The following is a 17340-nucleotide window of genomic DNA, read 5'->3' as shown; positions in this document are numbered from 1 at the left end:
CGGGAGCGGGTTGCTCACCCGCCGCTGGGGCGCGTTCAACACCCGATCTGTGTAGCCCGACTACTGATAGCGAGAACGCCATGACTTTGACCTCCCCCCCGTCCCGCACTACCGGCGCTGTAAGCCCGGACACTTCCGGGCAAGCCACCCTGGATTCCGCGCACACCGGTGACATCGTCGGTGCGTTCGGTCGCATCAAGCGCGACGAGACCGGCTCGTTCAGCGGCCGCTGGCGGCGGTTGCGCACCCTGCTGGTGATCACTGGTCCCGGATTGATCGTCATGGTGGGCGACAACGACGCCGGCGGTGTCGCGACCTACGCGCAAGCCGGTCAGGACTACGGGATGAACCTGTTGTGGTCCCTGGCATTGCTGATTCCGGTGCTGTACGTGAACCAGGAGATGGTGCTGCGGTTAGGCGCGGTCGCCCGCGTAGGTCACGCGCGCCTGATCTTCGAGCGGTTCGGCAAGTTCTGGGGCGCTTTCAGCGTCGGTGATCTGCTGGTTCTGAATGCCCTAACGATCGTCACCGAATTCATCGGTGTCGCGCTGTCATTGGGATTCCTGGGCTGTCCGAAGATAGTGGCGATCCCCGCCGCTGCCGTACTGCTGTTCGCTGTGGTGGCTGGCGGCTCGTTTCGGCGCTGGGAAGGGCTGATGTTCCTGCTGATAGCCGTGAACGTTGTGATGATCCCAATGGTGCTGATGGTGCACCCGAGTCCGAAAACCACTGGTGGCGGCCTAATCCCGCACATTCCGGGTGGATTGAACTCCACGGTCCTGCTGTTGATCATCGCGATTGTGGGGACCACGGTGGCACCCTGGCAGTTGTTCTTCCAGCAGTCCAACGTGGTGGACAAGCGCATCACCGCACGCTGGATTCCGTACGCGCGAGCCGATTTGATCATCGGCATCGTCGTGGTCATTGCCGGGGGGACGGCGCTGATGGCTGTCACCGCCTTCGGCCTGCCCGGATCCGGGGTTGCCGGCAGCTTCACCGACGCCGGCGCGGTCGCGAGCAGCCTGCACCACCCGGTGGGGGCGCTGTTCGCGATCATCTTGCTGGACGGTTCGTTGATCGGGGCCAACGCGGTTGGGCTGGCCACTACCTATGCGATCGGTGACGCGATGGGCAAGCGGCACTCCCTGCACTGGAAAATCAGCGAGGCGCCGTGGTTCTACGGCGGCTACGCGCTCCTGCTTGGTGTGTCGGCCGCGGTGGCGTTCAGCCCCGATCACATCCTCGGGCTGATCACGCAGGGCGTGCAGGCGTTTGCCGGCATCCTGTTGCCCTCGGCAACGGTGTTCCTGGTTTTGCTCTGCAACGACCGGGCGATCCTGGGGCCGTGGGTAAACACGCTGCGGCAGAACATCGTTGCGTGGGCCATCGTGTGGTCGCTGGTGCTGTTGTCGCTGGCGTTGACGGCGGCGACGTTCTTCCCGGACATGTCCACGGCCACCCTCGAGGGAGGGCTCGGTGCCGGCGTCGCAGCGGGCGTCATCGGCGGTGCTCTGGCGATCATCGGCGCTCGCCGATCCAGCGATCCGCACGAGTCGAAACTCGCGCGCGCCGAGCGCCGAGCTCGGCGCCAAAAGGATCGGCTGAACTGGCACACCCCCAACCTTGCTTCCCTTGCCCGCCCGGTTATTTCGCCGCCTCGCCGGGCAGGACTGTTGATCCTGCGCGGTTACCTGGTGCTGGCGGTGGTATTTGCGATCGTCAAGCTCGTTGAGGTCGGCGTCGGCTGACGATTACCGCGAACCGTTGGGTAGCAGAACGATCTTTCCGTGCGTGTGCCGGTGTTCGAGTTCCTCGAAGGCGTCGGCCACCCGATCCAACGGATAGCCGGCGGCGATGTCGAAATCGACCGCGCCGCCGGCTATCAGTTCGGCGATCTCGGTGAGCACTTCCGGTGTGGACGCGTCGGTGCTGCCTTCAGTCTTGGCGCCGACTTCGCTCGCCTTCTGGAAAGAGATGATCGTGTCGATGCGCTGCGGTGCCACTCCCAGATCCACGGCTAGCTGAACGTAGTCCGGACCGAACAGGTCGATGAACGCGTCGATTCCGTTCGGCGCAGCCTCACGCAGCCTCACGCAGGCGCTCGGCCAGGCCGTCGCCGTAGCTGATCGGGATCACGCCGTGTGCTCGCAGCCAGTCGGCGTTGCCCTCTCCGGCGATGCCGAGCACTCGGGCCTTGAGCAGGATCAGCAGCTGGACGACAAGACTGCCGACGCCGCCGGCGGCCGCCGACACGGCGACGGTCTCGCCCGCCCGCGGCGCGACCGCACGGACCGCCGCGTATGCCGTCGCGCCGACGACGTAAAGCGAACCCGCTGCTTCCCAACTTAATTGGGAAGGCTTGCGGATCAGCTGATCGACCGGGACGGCAGCGTGGGTGGCATGGCTGGATCGCCGGAAGCTGAAGCCCAAAACCTCTTCTCCGACCGCGAATTCGGTGACCCCGGGCCCGGTCTCCGTCACCACCCCGGCCAGATCGCTGCCTTCACCGCAGGGAAACGTAGCCGGGAACATGTCGTGCATCGCCCCCGATCGAATGGCGGCCTCTCCGGGGTTGATTCCCGCAGCGCGGACCTCGACTACTACCTCACCCTCGCCGGGTGTCGGCATGTCGATCTTTGTCACGTACAGCACGTCACGGTCCCCATAACGGTCGAATCGCACAGCGCGCGCCATCCCAGCCGTCATCTCGATCTCCTTTTCGCGCGAGTTGCCCCGGCCCTTCGCCAGGATAGGCGCGGACCGGCGCCTATCGGTTGGAGCGTGCGCGTATGTTCATATGCGCTGACCCTTGTTCCCGCTGGAAGGAATGCCCATGGCACGTGCCCGGATGACCGCCACCGGCTGGGCGGTCGCCACCATTGTGGCCGGCGTCGCGATCACCGGCTGTAACAGCGGAAAGACTTCGGCGCCCGCATCCAAGAGTGCCACGACTTCGGTGGTGAGTACCCCGGCAGGGCCGCCGCCGGATTACAGCGCGTTGCTGATCCAGCCCGGTGATCTCGGCGGCGACTTCACCGCACCGGAACCGCCGGTGCTGAATTTCAACAACACGACCGGTGTCTCGCAAATGTTCGTCAATGCCGACAAAAGCCGGCGCATTGGGGACACCATCTTGGTCGTCGACGATCCTTCGATGGCGGCGGCTGGTCTGGAGAACACCAAGACGAACTACGCGAAGAAGGTCAGCGGCACCTGGCAGCCCGTCGACGTCGGCACCAACGGTGCGATGATTTCGGGCACGTCGCAGGACAATTCGCAGGCCATCGCCGTCTTGCTGTTCACCGAGGGTAGGGCGCTGGTCAACCTGGAATTCGACAGCGCGCCAGGCGATCCGATCGATCCGGGTATCGCCACCGATATCGCCCGCAAGCAAGCCGCCGCGGTCAAGAACGGTTTGCACGATTAGCTTTTCGGGCTAGATCAACCCGAGCAGCCGCAGATCCGAGATGTACTTCTCGATCAGCGCCTCAGACAGGTGCGGAATGTCTTCGTCCGCACCAATTTTGGCTTCGCGCACCGCTGCCCGGAACACATCCGTCGGAGCCGGCGCGCCGCGCAGCGGCGCCTCTGGCTTGCGGTAGGCCTCGAGCAGGGGCAGTACCGACTGCTGACGCTGCTTTTCGGGCAGGGCTCGAATGGTGGTTTCGAACCGTTGCAGCCATTCGCCATAGTCGTCGATGCGCTGGATATCGTGCCCGGCGGCGATCAACCAATCCACGAACACGTCCAGCGAAATGCCGTCGTCATGTGGGTTCATCACATCGAAGGATCGGTAACTAACGGAATCCTCAGCAGCCGTTGCCGTCTGCTCTCCCAGTGTGGTGACCGCGGCCGCCACAAAGTCGGCGGGCAGACCGTCGAAGTGCGCGACGGCCCGGTGCCCCTTGGCATCGGCTTCGTAGAAAGATGACGGTGCTACGCCGGTCACCAGCAGACTGAAAATCAAGCGGGTGAACATGTCTGGGACATTCAACTGTCCGGCGTATCGGCTGTGCGCGAGGATCAGGTCGGACCGGAAGACCGCGACCGGCAACCCGCACAGGTCGTGTGCCTCGCGGAGCAGCACCTCGCCGCCCCACTTGCTGTTCCCGTATCCGTTCGCGTAGCTGTCGTCGATGGGCCGCACCGGGCTAACGGTGCGGATGTCGCCGTCCTCGACGAACTTCGCGGGTTCGACCGACATGGCCACCGAGACGGTCGATAGATAGGTGACCGGCTTGATTCGCGTGGTGATCGCCAGGCGAATCAGCTCGGCGGTGCCCACGACGTTGGGACCGAACAGCTGGTCGTACGGCAGGACATGGTTGACGAACGCGGCCGGGTGGACGATCGTATCCACGCTCTGCGCCAGACGCTCCCAAGTCGCCTGGTCCAAACCAAGATTAGGCTCCGCGATATCGCCGAGGATGACTTCGAGGTGGTCGGCAGCCAGGCTGCGGAATTGCTGCAGCAATTGCGGATCCCCGCTGTCGAAAACGGCTTCCAGCCGCTTACTGGCGGCCGCGGTGTCGGTGCCGCGGATGATGGTGACGAGTTTTCCTCCGGTTTTGGCCAGCCTCTCGAGCCATTCCAGGGTTAGGAAGCGGCCGAGGTAGCCGTTAGCACCGGTCAGCAGCACCGTGTGTGGTGTGCCGGTCGCACGCGGGAGGGCCGGGGCCGCAGCCAGGGTTTTGGCGTCGATGAACTTGTCCAAAGTGAGATCGGATGCGTGGACTTCGGTCGCGCCGCGGCCGTGAACGGTCGAGAACGTAGGCCGCTTGGAGCCGGACTCACGTTCGGACTCAACATATTCCGCGAGTTGCCGCAGATCTGAAGCTGGGCTGATGATCTGGCCCACCGGGACTTCCACGTCAAAGATGTCCTGCAGCAGGTTGGAGAAGGTCAGGGCGGACAGCGAATCACCGCCGAGATCGAGGAATTGGGTGTCGGGGTCCGGTGGTCCACCGGGCAGGCCCAGCAACGCCTCGGCGGCGCGGGTCAGCGTGTCGATGACGGGCCGGTCCGCGGCGCCCTCGCGCAGCGCCCGTAGTTCCGCCGTCCGGGTGGCGGCGAGTTCGGCGTACAGTTCCTCGAGCCGTTCGCCGTAGTGTTCCTTGAGCTTTGGCCGCAATAGCTTGCCGACACCCGACAGCAGGCCGTTGTCCTCATTGAACGGCTCGGACTCGATCAGAAAGTCCGCAGGCACTTCGTAGGACTGCAGCTCGGCGAGTTTGGCAGTGCGCCGCAGGGATTCGCTGAGCGCGGCCTTGAGGCTGTCGGGATCGCCCGCGAACCGTTCCTCGGCTTCGACCGTCGGTACTGCGACGGCCAACAGGTAGGGCCGCTCACTGTTGCCGTAAACGAAGATCTGCCGGACCAGTGCGGCGCTGCTGAAAACAGCCTCCAGGCGGGCGACCGCCACAAATTCGCCCTGCGCCAGCTTCAACACGTTGTTGCGCCGGTCCACGTAAACGAGACGATCCGGCCCGATTTCGGCCATGACGTCGCCGGTGCGGTAGTAGCCGTCGGGGTCGAACGCATTCGCCGTCACATCGGGTCGCTTGAAGTACCCGCCGAAGGCGGTCTGCGATTTCACCAGTAGCTCGCCGCGCGGATAGGGCTTATCGGTGTGGAAGTAACCCAGTTCTGGGACGTCGATGAGTTTGTAGTCGGTCACCGGAGGCCGGGACACCAGACCGTCTTTGAATACCATGCCCACCTCGGTCAGGCCGTAGCCGTCGAGCACGTGGACGTCCAGGCAGGACTCGATGAAGATCTTCATCTCGGCGGCCAACGGCGCCGTAGTGGAGAAGCTGGTGATCACCCGCCCACCCAAAACCTGTTCGCGCAGTTCGGCTTTCGCCTGCGTGTCGGCTTCCGCGGGTTCGGCACCCTGGCCGACGAGCCGCTCCACCGCGCTTTGGTAACGCTGGTACAGCATCTCGACCACCCGCGGCACCATGCCCATTTCGGTGGGGCGCACCAGATTCCAGTCGTCGAACAATGTGGACAGATCACTTTCGGGCACGAAGTAACTAGTGCCGCCCGCCTGGAACGACGAGGCCAGCGGTATCCGGCCGCCCACGTGATTGAGCGGCATGAAGTTGACGTTCAATACCGGTATGTCCGCGAATTCGGGATAGAGCTCGGTGGTCCACAGGCTCAAAATCATGCGCTCGGTGTACATGGCGCCTTTGGGCAGCCCGGTGCTCCCCGACGTGTACATGATCATCGCCAGCCGCTCATCGGATTCGCCGGTGTACCACGGCTCCGGCGGCAATGCGAGGCCGCGTTCGACCAATTCGTCGAAGGTCTCGATGGTTACCGCCATGCCGGCATCGGCCAGCTTCGCCTGCGCGCGTTCCAGGTTCTCTCGCAGGTCGTCAATCTCCGGTTCGTAGTCGAAGACCACCAGGCGCCGCAGCGAGGTGCTACCCAGCGCCGCCTCGACGGCGAGGTCGAGGTACCCCGCCCCGGTAGCCAGCACTTGCGGTTCGATTTCCGCGACGATCGGCTGCAGCCGCGAGGCTGATGCGTTGTGTTGCAGCGGTACCGCCACCAGGCCGAGGTAACCCGTTACCAGGTCGACCGTCAGATACTCCGGGCTCGCGAAGCCGAGTGTGGCGACGACATCGCCCGGCTTGACCGGGTTTATCGAATCGTGGCGCCAGGCTGTCGCGACGGCTGCAACGTTCGCCCACAGGTCGCGGTAGCTGATGGTGTCGAATCGGTAAAGCAGCCGGCTGGTGGTGCGCCCGGTCACCGGGTCGGTCGCCAATTCACGTGCTCGCCAGCCCAACGCGGGGCGATCCGCGTAGCCGTCGGCGAACATTTTCAGGATCTGCGGAAGCCGAAGGCCGGGCTGGCGTGCCGCGGCCTGCAGCGCGGGATCCGGTTTGGCGTTCTGGTACTGGTCGTCGGCCGCCTCCAGCCGGAGGATGCGTTCTGCCACTTGTTGCCTCGGGGTGGCTTGCGAACCCGCACTGGTGCCGATCTCGCGCCTCGCGTCAACACTCATGTCCAGCCTCTCGTTCGGACGGCTTCTTAACGCAACCGTCCGCCCGCCACGAGTCTTCCCCCCGATCACTGTGACCATGGTCACAGTGATCGGGGGGTGCGCTAGCCAGCGCGGCATTGTGCCGCGTCACAAATCTGCTGGTGCCGGCCTAACCGGGACTGCTACGCCACGACCTGGATGGGATCGCCGACGTTGACGTTGTTGAAGTACCACGCCGCGTTGTCCGGGCTCAGGTTGACGCACCCGTGGCTGACGTTGGCATGGCCCTGCGAGTCGACCGACCACGGTGCCGAATGCACGTACACACCGCTCCAGGTGACCCGGACCGCGTACTGCGCGGTGATCTTGTATCCCTCGGGTGAACTCAGCGGGATACCGATCGTCCGCGAGTCCATCACGACGCTGCGTTGCTTCTCCAGCGCGGTGAAGTTTCCGATCGGCGTGGGGCGGCTGGGCTTACCCATCGAAGCCGGCATCGTGCGCAGTATCTCCCCGTCCCTGCTGACGGTGAAGGTGTGGCCGGAGATGCTGGCGACACCCAGGAATGCGTCGCCGGTGTCGAAGCCCGTGGTCATCTCTTGCACGCCCACCGAAACGTGGCTGTGAGTGGGCCAATACTGGTTCGGAACCCATTGCACGACATTGTTCTCGGGCCACTCGAAATGCCCGGTGGTGTTGCTCGGCGAGGTGACGTGGATGGACCGCTCGACGGAGGCACGGTCGGCCACCGGCGCGCTGAATCTCACCACGACCGGGTGCGCAACTCCCACCACCGCGCCGTCGGCCGGCAAAATCGCGACAATTGCGGGGGCAGGCTCGGGTACCGGGACCGTGGCGAGCGCGCGGGAACCGGATCCGACCACGCCCAAACCCGTGATCGCGACCAATACAAATAGATAACGAACCCCACGATGCATGGCGTCCACCCTCCGAGATGGTGCAATCAACACACGATATTCTACTGGCTGTCTGCTTATTACGGCTTTTAGCAAACAATGACACTCCCGCCCCGTCCCTACGATAACGGTGCGATCACCGGTTGAGTTCGATCCCGGCACGGGCGGTTCTCGCACAGGGAGTGGGTATGACGGCTCTGCCGGGCAGTTGCGCTTCACGGATCGCCGCGAAATGTCGCCCAAAGTCGTTGAGCCGGAACATAAATCGCTCTTTGGGTGTCGTCTGCGACACCGCGCTTGAACGGCGGCTACCTGAATGCGGCAGCAATACACTGGCTGGAGGGCTAGCAACGCGTTAACCTCAGCGGAATCGGTGCCGCCAGACCGAGGGAGGTGCGGGTGCTCTTCCGCCAACTGGAGTACTTCGTTGCGGTCGCCCAGGAGGGCCACTTCGCCCGGGCTGCCGAGAAGTGCTACGTGTCGCAACCCGCGCTGTCCGCCGCGATCGCCAAGCTGGAACGTGAGCTGAACGTCACGCTGATCAACCGCGGCCACAGCTTCGAGGGCCTCACCCCCGAAGGGGATCGACTGGTCGTGTGGGCCAAGCGGATTCTGGCCGAGCACGACGCGTTCAAGGCCGAGGTACACGCCGTGCTGTCGGGGATCACCGGAACGCTTCGGCTGGGCACCGTGCCCACCGCGTCGACGACAGCCTCCCTGGTGCTGTCGTCCTTCTGTTCGGCTCATCCGTTGGCCAAAGTGCAGATTCATTCCCGACTGGCCGCCACGGAACTGTACCGGCGGCTACGCGAATTCGAGCTCGACGCCGCGATCGTGCACGTGTCTCAGGACGACGCCCACGATGTGGACCTGGTGCCGCTCTACGCGGAGCGCTTCGTCCTGCTGTCGGCGGCCGACATGTTGCCGTCGGGCGCATCGACGCTGCGATGGCCGGATGCCGCCCAGTTGCCGCTGGCGTTGCTCACCGCCGACATGCGGGACCGCCAAATCATCGACGAAGCCTTCGGCGGCCACGGCATCACGGTCACCCCGCAGGTCGAAACCGACTCTGTGGCTTCACTACTCGCGCAGGTCTCATCCGGAAACTGGGCCTGCATCATTCCGCACACCTGGCTGTGGACGACTCCGCTGGGCGCAGAGATCCGTGCGGTCGAAATGGTCGATCCGGTGGTGAAAGCCGGGATCGCGCCGGCCACCAACGCCACCGGGCCCGGATCACCGGTCGCCCGTGCGCTCGTCGCTTGTGCGCAAGAGCTTTCACTCGACGAATTCTTCAACGCCGAGCTACTCGGCGTCACGCATCGGCGCTGACCGCGGGCTCCCGATTGGCCGCGCTGGTCGGGTTGAGACTGGCCAGGTGCCCGCTCTCCACCCCAGCCGCCGGGTCGAGTTCGCAGTCGATGAGTGACGGCCCGCGCGACGCGAGCGCATGGGTCAGGGCCGCCTGCAGCTCCACCGCAGTGGTGACGTGGTATCCGTTGCCGCCGAAAGCTTCTGCGATCATTTCGTGACGTGCACCGGCGTTCAGCACGGTAGGGGCCGGGGCGTGACCGGTGGGCTTCTCGTCACCGCGGTAGACGCCGCCGTTGTTGAGGATGACGACCGTCACCGGCAGCTGGTAGCGGCAGATGGTTTCGATCTCCATGCCACTGAACCCGAATGCGCTGTCGCCCTCGATCGCGACGACGGGCCTGCCGGTCTCGACGGCCGCCGCGATCGCGTAGCCCATGCCGATACCCATCACGCCCCAGGTCCCGGAGTCGAGTCGATGCCGCGGCAGCTCCATGTCGATCACGTTGCGGGCCAGGTCCAGCGTGTTGGCCCCCTCGTTGACCACGTAGACATCCGGATTCGCCTGCAGCACCGAGCGAATGGCACCCAGAGCGTTGTAAAAGCGCATCGGATGTGGATTCTCGGCGAGGCGCTCGCGCATCTTGGCGTCATTGCGGGCTCGGCGATCGGACAGCTCGTCCGTCCATTCCGTCGCCACATTGACCGGGTGCGTGGTCAGGCCGTCACGCAGCGCAAACATCACCGATCCGATGTCGCCGGCCAGCGGCGCCTCGATTCGCTGGTTGCTGTCGAACTCCGACGCCGCAATGTCAACTTGTACGAACTTGGCGTCCTCGGACCACTGCGGTGATTCTCCGTGTCCGAGCAACCAATTCAGCCGCGCACCGATCAGCAAGACCGCGTCGGCGCGGGCGATGGCCAGTGAGCGCGCGGCCGCCGCGGACTGCCGATGCGAATCGGGCAGCAACCCCTTGGCCATCGACATGGGCAGGAACGGAATTCCGGTGGTCTCGACGAAATCCCGAATCACGGCGTCGGCTTGGGCGTACGCGGCGCCCTTACCCAAAACGATCAACGGCCGGCGTGCCTGTGCGAGCACGCGCAGTGCGCGATCGACCGCTTCGGGTGCCGGCAGCTGGCGGGGTGCGGGGTCGATGACCCGCCAGACGCTCTCGGATCCGGCCGTGGCATCCATGGCCTGGCCCAGCACCGCGCCGGGGATGTCGAGGTAGACCCCGCCCGGCCGGCCGGACACCGCGGTGCGAATCGCGCGCGCCACGGCGAGCCCGATGTCCTCAACGCGGTCGACGCGGTAGGCGGCCTTCACGAACGGCCTGGCGGCGTTGAGCTGATCCAGGTCCTGATAGTCGCCGCGCTGCAAGTCGACCAGCGCTCGATTACTCGACCCGGAGATCTGGATCATGGGGAAGCAGTTCGTGGTGGCGTTGGCCAGCGCGGGCAGGCCGTTGAGAAATCCCGGCCCCGATTTCGTCAGGCACACGCCGGGGCGGCCGGTGAGAAACCCGGCGGCCGCGGCTGCATTGCCGGCCGACGTCTCCTGTCGGAAGCCGATATAACGCATGCCGCAGGCCTGCGCGACCCGCGCCAGATCGGTGATCGGGATGCCGACGATCCCGTAGAGGGTATCGATGTCGTTGACCCGCAGGGCATCGACGACGAGGTGGAAGCCGTCGGTCAGGGGAGTGTCCTGCGACCCCTCCGGTGCTCCGTCAGGTGATGCCGAACGTGTGGTCATGTCCCGACTCCTCGTGTCCGTGCGTGTTGTCCATCACTGTGGTCCGGGTGTCCCGCCGGTGTCCAAGACCCAGCCGCTATGCAGCGATTCACGCCGGTTATCGACGACTGAATCACGGATGGGACGCACTTGATAGCTACCGATTATCGATCCTGAGCGGAACAGTATTGGACGAACGCGGCGGTTTCTCTGCATCGTGCAATCAGGTGCTGCTACATATCGACAAGACGAAGGACTACTGCGATGACCGACTTGATCACCTACGTTCCGGAGGCGGAGTTGACCCACGAATCCCCGAGCATCGCCGATTTGGTCGTCGCGGCGGCACTGGCCCGGCCGGAGGCGGCGGCGCTCGTCGCCACTGCCGATCGCATACCGGTCAGCTACGGCGAGCTGATCGGGCTGGTCGACGACCTGGCCGGGCAGCTGCAGGACGCCGGCTTGCGGCCGGGAGACCGGCTCGCACTGCGGTCCGGCAGCAATGCCGAGTTCGTCGTCGGTTTGTTGGCGGCCTCGCGCGCGGGACTGATAGCGGTTCCGTTGGACCCGGCGTTACCCGTCGGCGACCAGCGTGCCCGCAGCGAGGTCGCGGGCGCCGGTGTGGTGCTTGTCGACGGCGCGGGACCCGGTGACGAGCAGGAACCGGGATTGGTGCGGTGGACGTTCACGGTGACCGTCGGCCGTGCCGGGGCGCCGTCGTCGGTCGATCTGGCCGCCGCCGCCGCGCCGAATCGAGACGTCGCGACACCCGACGGGCTGCACGACGACGACGCGATGATCATGTTCACCGGCGGGACAACGGCGATGCCGAAGATGGTCCCCTGGACGCGCGCGAACATCGCCAGTTCGGTGCGGGCGATCGTCGCCGCCTATCAGCTGGGACCCGACGACGCGACGGTGGCGGTAATGCCGCTTTATCACGGCCACGGCCTGATCGCCGCGCTGCTGTCGACGCTGGCATCCGGAGGGACGGTGCTGTTGCCCGCCCGCGGGAAGTTCTCGGCGCACACCTTCTGGGACGACATCGATGCCGTCAGGGCCACCTGGTACACCGCGGTTCCGACGATTCACCAGATCCTGTTGGAGCGCACCAATACTGAGCATCCTGACACCGGGCGGACACACTTGCGCTTCATCCGCAGCTGCAGCGCTCCGCTCACCACGGAAACAGCCCAGGCACTGCAAGACACCTTCGGCGCGACGGTCGTCTGTGCTTTCGGAATGACTGAGGGCACCCATCAGGTCGCCACCACGGGGATCGACCAAAGCGAAAACCCAGCTGAAACAACGGGTCTCGTTGGGCGGTCGACCAGTCCGCAAATTCGGATCGCCGACTCCAACGGACAGCCCGTTGCGGCCGACTCTGTCGGCGAGGTCTGGCTGCATGGGCCGACCGTGGTGCGCGGCTACCTCGGCGACCCGGCGATCACCGCCGCCAACTTCACCGACGGCTGGCTGCGCACCGGCGACCTGGGGTCACTGTCGACGGCGGGCGATCTGTGCATCCGCGGCCGGATCAAGGAACTCATCAACCGTGGCGGCGAGAAGATTTCACCGGAACGCGTGGAGGAGGTGCTGGCTAGCCATCCCGGCGTTTTGGAGGTCGCGGTGCTCGGGCTGCCGGACAAGATGTACGGCGAGACGGTGGCCGCGGTGGTCGTCGCGCGCGAATCGACTCCGCCGAGCCCCGAGGAGCTGACGGAGTTCTGCCGTGAGCGGCTGGCTCCCTACGAGGTGCCCGCAACCATCCTGGCGGCCAGTGAACTGCCGCACACCGCTAAGGGTTCACTGGATCGTCGCGCCGTGGCAAAGCAGTTCGGCGGAGTCTGACCTCCGGAGAGCGGCGCGAGAAGGGCTGTGCCTCAAGGGCTATCGAGACAGTCTCACGTTGTGGACGACGTCACGCTTCCCCAGGCGGCGCGGGCGCCCGAATCGCCGACTCGGTAGGTCTGCACCAGCGTCGCCACGGCCGCGATAACCACCAGAACCCCGACCACGGCGTGCAGGGTGAGTTTCATATCCACCCCGCGCGCCTCGCGAACGTGCAGGACGGCCAGCACCGTGACCGTCGCCGCCAGCGCCGCCACGATGTAGATCAGGGTTGAGCCGAGTTGCTCATGATTGGTGAGCACCGGCGACGGCGCACTGACGCGAGCCGACAGCCAGACGCCCGAGCTGGTCGTCAACGGGGTCAACACGAGTGTGCCCACCGCCAGCAGCAGAACCAGCCAGATCAGCCGGCGCCGCGCCGCGGGCCATATCACACACAGGATCGCCAGAATCGCGGTCAATGGACCTAGGACAACGACGAAATGGTTGAGCAAGATATGGGCAGGCAGCCCATTGAAGGTCGACATATTCGAATCCGGAATCCCAATCTGGCTGTTTATCAGGTGCTTTCAAACAGTAGCCTTCAGCCGGGTCGCGGCGGACTCCGGCATGGCTTCGTAGCGGGCGAACGAGCGGGTGAACGACGCGGCTCCATGCGCCAGTGAACGCAAGTCGATCGCATACCGGGTCAGCTCGACCTGGGGCACCTCGGCTCGCACCACCGTTCGGTCCTGGCCCGCCGTCTCGGTGCCGAGCACCCGGCCGCGACGACCCGACAAGTCGCCCATCACGGCGCCCACGAAATCGTCGGGCACCAGCACCGAGATCTCGTCGATCGGCTCGAGCAAGGTCACCTTGGTCGCGGCGGCGGCCTCCCGCAACGCCAGCGACCCCGCCATCTGGAACGCGAAGTCCGACGAATCCACGCTGTGGGCCTTGCCGTCGCGCAGGATGACCCTGATGTCGACCACCGGGTAGCCGGCGTGCACACCCTTGTCCATCTGCGCGCGGACACCCTTCTCCACACTCGGGATGAATTGTCGCGGTACCGCTCCGCCGACCACTTTGTCGACGAACTCGAATCCGGCGCCTTCCGGCAACGGCTCCACCTCGATGTCACACACCGCGTACTGGCCGTGCCCGCCGGACTGCTTGACGTGGCGGCCGTGGCCTTTCGCCTTGCCGCCGAAGGTTTCCCGGAGCGGGACGCGCAGTTCCACCGCATCCACGGTGACCCCGTACCGATTGGCCAACGCCTCGAGGACAACGCCGGCGTGGGCCTCACCCATGCACCACAGCACGATCTGGTGTGTTTCCTGGTTCTGCTCGATCCGCAGTGTCGGGTCCTCGGCGGCTAGCCGGCCCAGCCCGACCGACAGCTTGTCCTCGTCGGTTTTGGCATGCGCCGCAATGGCAATCGGCAGCAGCGGCTCCGGCATCGCCCATGGCTTCAGCACCAGGGGCTCGGCCTTATCGGAGAGTGTGTCGCCGGTCTCGGCGCGGCTCAGCTTGCCGATCGCGCAGATGTCGCCGGCCACCACCGCGGGTGCGGGCCGTTGCTGCTTGCCGAGCGGGAAGGACAGCACGCCGATGCGTTCGTCTTCGTCGTGGTCGGGATGACTGTTGCTATTGCCTTGATTGCCTTCGGAACTGCCGAAGAAAGACGAAAAATGGCCCGACACATGCACCGTCGTGTCGGGCCTGATGGTCCCGGAGAACACCCGGACCAGGCTCACCCTGCCGACGTAGGGGTCTGATGTCGTCTTCACCACCTCTGCCAACAACGGCGCTTCGGCGTCACAGGCGAGTTTGGCGTGCTTGGCGCCGTGCGGCGTAAACACTTCCGGTAGCGGATGTTCCATCGGAGACGGGAAACCGCGGGTGGCGATCTCGAACAGTTCCAGGGTGCCGACACCGGTACCGCTGCATACGGGAATCACCGGGAAGAACGACCCCCGGGCGACGGCGCGCTCCAGGTCGTCGATGAGCACGGCCTCGTCGATCGACTCGCCGTCGAGATAGCGGTCCATCAGGGACTCGTCCTCGGATTCCTCGATGATTCCTTCGATCAGCGTGCCGCGCGCGTCCTCGATCCGGTCGGCATCCGACGGGTCCGGCGGTTCGATGGTGCGCGTGCCACCGGAATACCGGTAGCGCTTCTGCGACAGCAAGCCGATCAGGCCTTCGCAGGATGGTGATCCGGTCGGCAGGTAGAGCGGTAAAACTTTGTCGCCGAACGCTTTTTGCGCGGCCTGCAACGCTTCCATATAGTTCGCGCGGGCGTGGTCGAGTTTGGTGATCACCACGGCACGGGGCATGCCGACCTGGCTGCATTCTCCCCACAGCGACTTGGTCGGCTCGTCGACGCCCTCGTTGGCGGCGATCACGAACAGCGCGCAGTCCGCGGCGCGCAATCCGGCTCGCAGCTCGCCGACGAAGTCGGCGTATCCGGGTGTATCAACCAGGTTGATTTTGATCCCGCCGTGCGACAGGGAGGCCACCGCAACGCCGACCGACCGCTGCTGGCGGATTTCGGCGTCGTCGTAATCGCAGATGGTGCTGCCCTCGGTGACCGAGCCCGGTCGGGTCAGCACGCCGCCCGCGACCAGCAGAGCCTCGACCAAGGTCGTCTTGCCGCCTCCCGAGGGGCCCACCAGGGCAATGTTGCGAACATCGCCAGGACAGGTCGCGGCGGGAGCGGCTCCCGTGCCCGCCGAAGCGTTCGCCTTGTCCGCCATGACCTTCCTCCACTTCGCTCGGTCGGCCACGGTGTGTCGTAGCTCACAGAACGTATTAGGCAACCTTTCTCCCAACTGCCGCCCAACACAAGGCCACGGACCAGCGACAATTGCGCGCCGCGGCGCGCCTGGTCAGGCGTGCCAGCTCGACCAGCGGCGCACCGCTATCGCGATGACCGGGCCGTTGAGCGAAACCGATTGATACTGAGGGTATTTGGCGCGTAACAGCCGGTAGCCGGTGTGCATCGCCTCGCCGTTGGAGTGGATGGATGCGTCACCGTCGACGCGGACCCACCAGAGCTGCGCCCAATCGTCGGCGTAGTGGTCGACGAGCAGGCTGACCCGTGCGTTGCCGGCGATGTTTGCCAGCCGGCGCAGCTGCTGCGTGCTTTTCGGTTTCGCGTCGATGGCGGTGTAGACCACTTCGTGGCCATCGGGGGAGTCCTCGTCGAACGCGAACACCACCGGCACCAGGTGCGGTTTTCCGCCGGGCGAGCTGGTCGCCAGTCGCGCCACCGCGGACCGTGTGAACCTGACCTTGGGGTCGAATTCACCCACCCCGCCAGCTTAGGTGCGCAATCGCTCACCAGCGCTTTGTGACGCCCGAACTAGCTACCTGCATTACGGTGAGGTACACAAAATTGTGCTGCCCAGACGTAGAGGCTGGGCAGCTTGTGGTTCGCACCCCGATGCAGGGAGGTACGGGATGGGCAAATGGCAGCACCGCTCGGTCAGGCGGTCATGGATGGTCAGCGTGCTGGCCGTGGTCGGACTGGGCCTGGGTCTGACCACGATCCCGGCGGCTGCGTCGCCGTCAACCCTGGCGCGGGAGCAGTTCCGCGACGCGCCCATGTTCCCGCTGGACCCCGCGGCGATCGCCGCCCAGGTCGGGCCGCAGGTCGTCAACATCACCACGAAGTTCGGCTACAACAGCGCGGTGGGAGCCGGGACCGGCATCGTCATTGATCCGGGCGGCGTGGTGCTGACCAACAACCACGTGATCTCGGCCGCGACCGACATCAGCGCGTTCGACGTCGGCAACGGTCAGACCTACGCCGTCGACGTGATCGGCTACTCCCGCACCGCGGATATCGCCGTGCTGCAGCTTCGGGGTGCCGGTGGCCTGCCTGCGGCCGCGATCGGTGGCGGCGTCTCGGTCGGGGAGCCGGTCGTCGCGCTCGGCAACACTCACGGCCAGGGTGGAGCGCCCAGCGTGGTGCCCGGCCGCGTCGTCGCACTCAACCAGACTGTGTCGGCCACCGACACCCTCACGGGTGCCAACGAGACGCTGGGCGGCTTGATCCAGGCCGACACCGCGATCAAGCCCGGCGACTCGGGTGGGCCGTTGGTCAACAATGCCGGCCAGGTGGTCGGCGTGGACACCGCCGCCACCGACAGCTACAAGATGTCCGGCGGCCAGGGCTTCGCCATTCCGATCGGTAACGCGATGGGCGTCGCCGGTCAGATCCGCTCCGGAGCCGGTTCGCCGACCGTGCACGTCGGCCCCACCGCCTTCCTCGGTCTCGGCGTCGCCGAGAACGGTGGCAACGGGGCCATGGTCCAACGCCTGGTGCCCGGGGGCCCCGCCGCGGGGACGGGTATCGCGGCCGGTGACGTCATCACCGGCGTCGACAATGTGCCGATCAACGGTCCCACCGCGATGACGGACGTGCTCGTCCCGCATCACCCCGGCGACACCATCGCCCTGCACTGGCGTTCCGGGGCCGGCGATCAGACCGTGAATGTGGTCTTGGGCGAGGGGCCTCCGGCCTGATCCGACATGCATAC

Annotated in this window: 11 protein-coding genes and 1 pseudogene; 5 read left to right on the top strand and 7 right to left on the bottom strand. The window is 65.5% G+C overall.

Features of this window, described 5'->3' with window-relative positions; all coding sequences use genetic code 11:
* Positions 1–80 precede the first annotated feature (80 nt).
* Positions 81–1748, top strand: a complete 1668-nt coding sequence (locus H7K34_RS23515; RefSeq protein WP_264064388.1) for an NRAMP family divalent metal transporter — start codon at positions 81–83, stop codon at positions 1746–1748.
* A 3-nt stretch (positions 1749–1751) separates the two neighbouring features.
* Here H7K34_RS23515 and H7K34_RS23510 read toward each other — a convergent pair.
* Positions 1752–2706: pseudogene (locus tag H7K34_RS23510) on the bottom strand (NADP-dependent oxidoreductase).
* 127 nt (positions 2707–2833) lie between these two features.
* Between H7K34_RS23510 and H7K34_RS23505 the strand changes: the two are divergent.
* Positions 2834–3427 carry a hypothetical protein gene (locus H7K34_RS23505; protein ID WP_264064387.1) on the top strand — a complete coding sequence of 198 codons (594 nt, stop codon included), beginning with the start codon at positions 2834–2836 and terminating at the stop codon, positions 3425–3427.
* A gap of 9 nt (positions 3428–3436) precedes the next feature.
* On the opposite strand, the gene car is transcribed toward H7K34_RS23505, so the two are convergent.
* A complete protein-coding gene (gene car / locus H7K34_RS23500; protein ID WP_264064385.1) occupies positions 3437–7018 on the bottom strand; it encodes a carboxylic acid reductase in 3582 nt (1193 codons plus the stop codon).
* A gap of 161 nt (positions 7019–7179) precedes the next feature.
* A complete protein-coding gene (locus tag H7K34_RS23495) occupies positions 7180–7935 on the bottom strand; it encodes a L,D-transpeptidase (RefSeq protein WP_264064384.1) in 756 nt (251 codons plus the stop codon).
* Positions 7936–8313: 378 nt separating this feature from the next.
* On the opposite strand from H7K34_RS23495, the gene H7K34_RS23490 reads away from it, so the two are divergent.
* Positions 8314–9246, top strand: a complete 933-nt coding sequence (locus H7K34_RS23490) for a LysR family transcriptional regulator (protein ID WP_264064383.1) — start codon at positions 8314–8316, stop codon at positions 9244–9246.
* Here the strand turns inward: H7K34_RS23490 and oxc are convergent.
* Positions 9230–10984 carry an oxalyl-CoA decarboxylase gene (oxc, locus tag H7K34_RS23485; RefSeq protein ID WP_264064382.1) on the bottom strand — a complete coding sequence of 585 codons (1755 nt, stop codon included), beginning with the start codon at positions 10982–10984 and terminating at the stop codon, positions 9230–9232. The two genes, H7K34_RS23490 and oxc, sit on opposite strands and share 17 nt — an antisense overlap.
* Positions 10985–11227: 243 nt before the next feature.
* Here oxc and H7K34_RS23480 point away from each other — a divergent pair, with 243 nt between their 5' ends.
* Complete coding sequence (locus tag H7K34_RS23480) at positions 11228–12814, top strand: FadD7 family fatty acid--CoA ligase (RefSeq protein WP_264064381.1); 1587 nt, start codon at positions 11228–11230, stop codon at positions 12812–12814.
* 53 nt (positions 12815–12867) lie between these two features.
* Here H7K34_RS23480 and H7K34_RS23475 read toward each other — a convergent pair whose 3' ends face one another.
* From H7K34_RS23475 to H7K34_RS23465, 3 genes are all read right to left on the bottom strand, one after another.
* Positions 12868–13341 (bottom strand): DUF2231 domain-containing protein, encoded by a 474-nt coding sequence (locus H7K34_RS23475; protein WP_264064380.1) that lies wholly within the window; start codon positions 13339–13341, stop codon positions 12868–12870.
* Between the two features lie 42 nt (positions 13342–13383).
* A complete protein-coding gene (locus tag H7K34_RS23470) occupies positions 13384–15552 on the bottom strand; it encodes an elongation factor G-like protein EF-G2 (RefSeq protein WP_264064379.1) in 2169 nt (722 codons plus the stop codon).
* 132 nt (positions 15553–15684) lie between these two features.
* Positions 15685–16110: a TIGR03668 family PPOX class F420-dependent oxidoreductase gene (locus H7K34_RS23465; protein WP_264064378.1), complete on the bottom strand. Its 426-nt coding sequence runs from the start codon at positions 16108–16110 to the stop codon at positions 15685–15687.
* A gap of 148 nt (positions 16111–16258) precedes the next feature.
* Between H7K34_RS23465 and H7K34_RS23460 the strand changes: the two genes are divergently transcribed.
* Positions 16259–17326, top strand: coding sequence for a S1C family serine protease (locus tag H7K34_RS23460; protein WP_264064377.1), 1068 nt, complete (start codon positions 16259–16261; stop codon positions 17324–17326).
* The last annotated feature ends 14 nt before the right edge of the window (positions 17327–17340 follow it).

Source organism: Mycobacterium montefiorense (genome assembly GCF_025823255.1).
Lineage (GTDB): Bacteria > Actinomycetota > Actinomycetes > Mycobacteriales > Mycobacteriaceae > Mycobacterium > Mycobacterium montefiorense.
The sequence above is the reverse complement of the archived record's forward strand: the minus strand, read 5'-3'. Positions and strand labels throughout refer to the sequence as shown.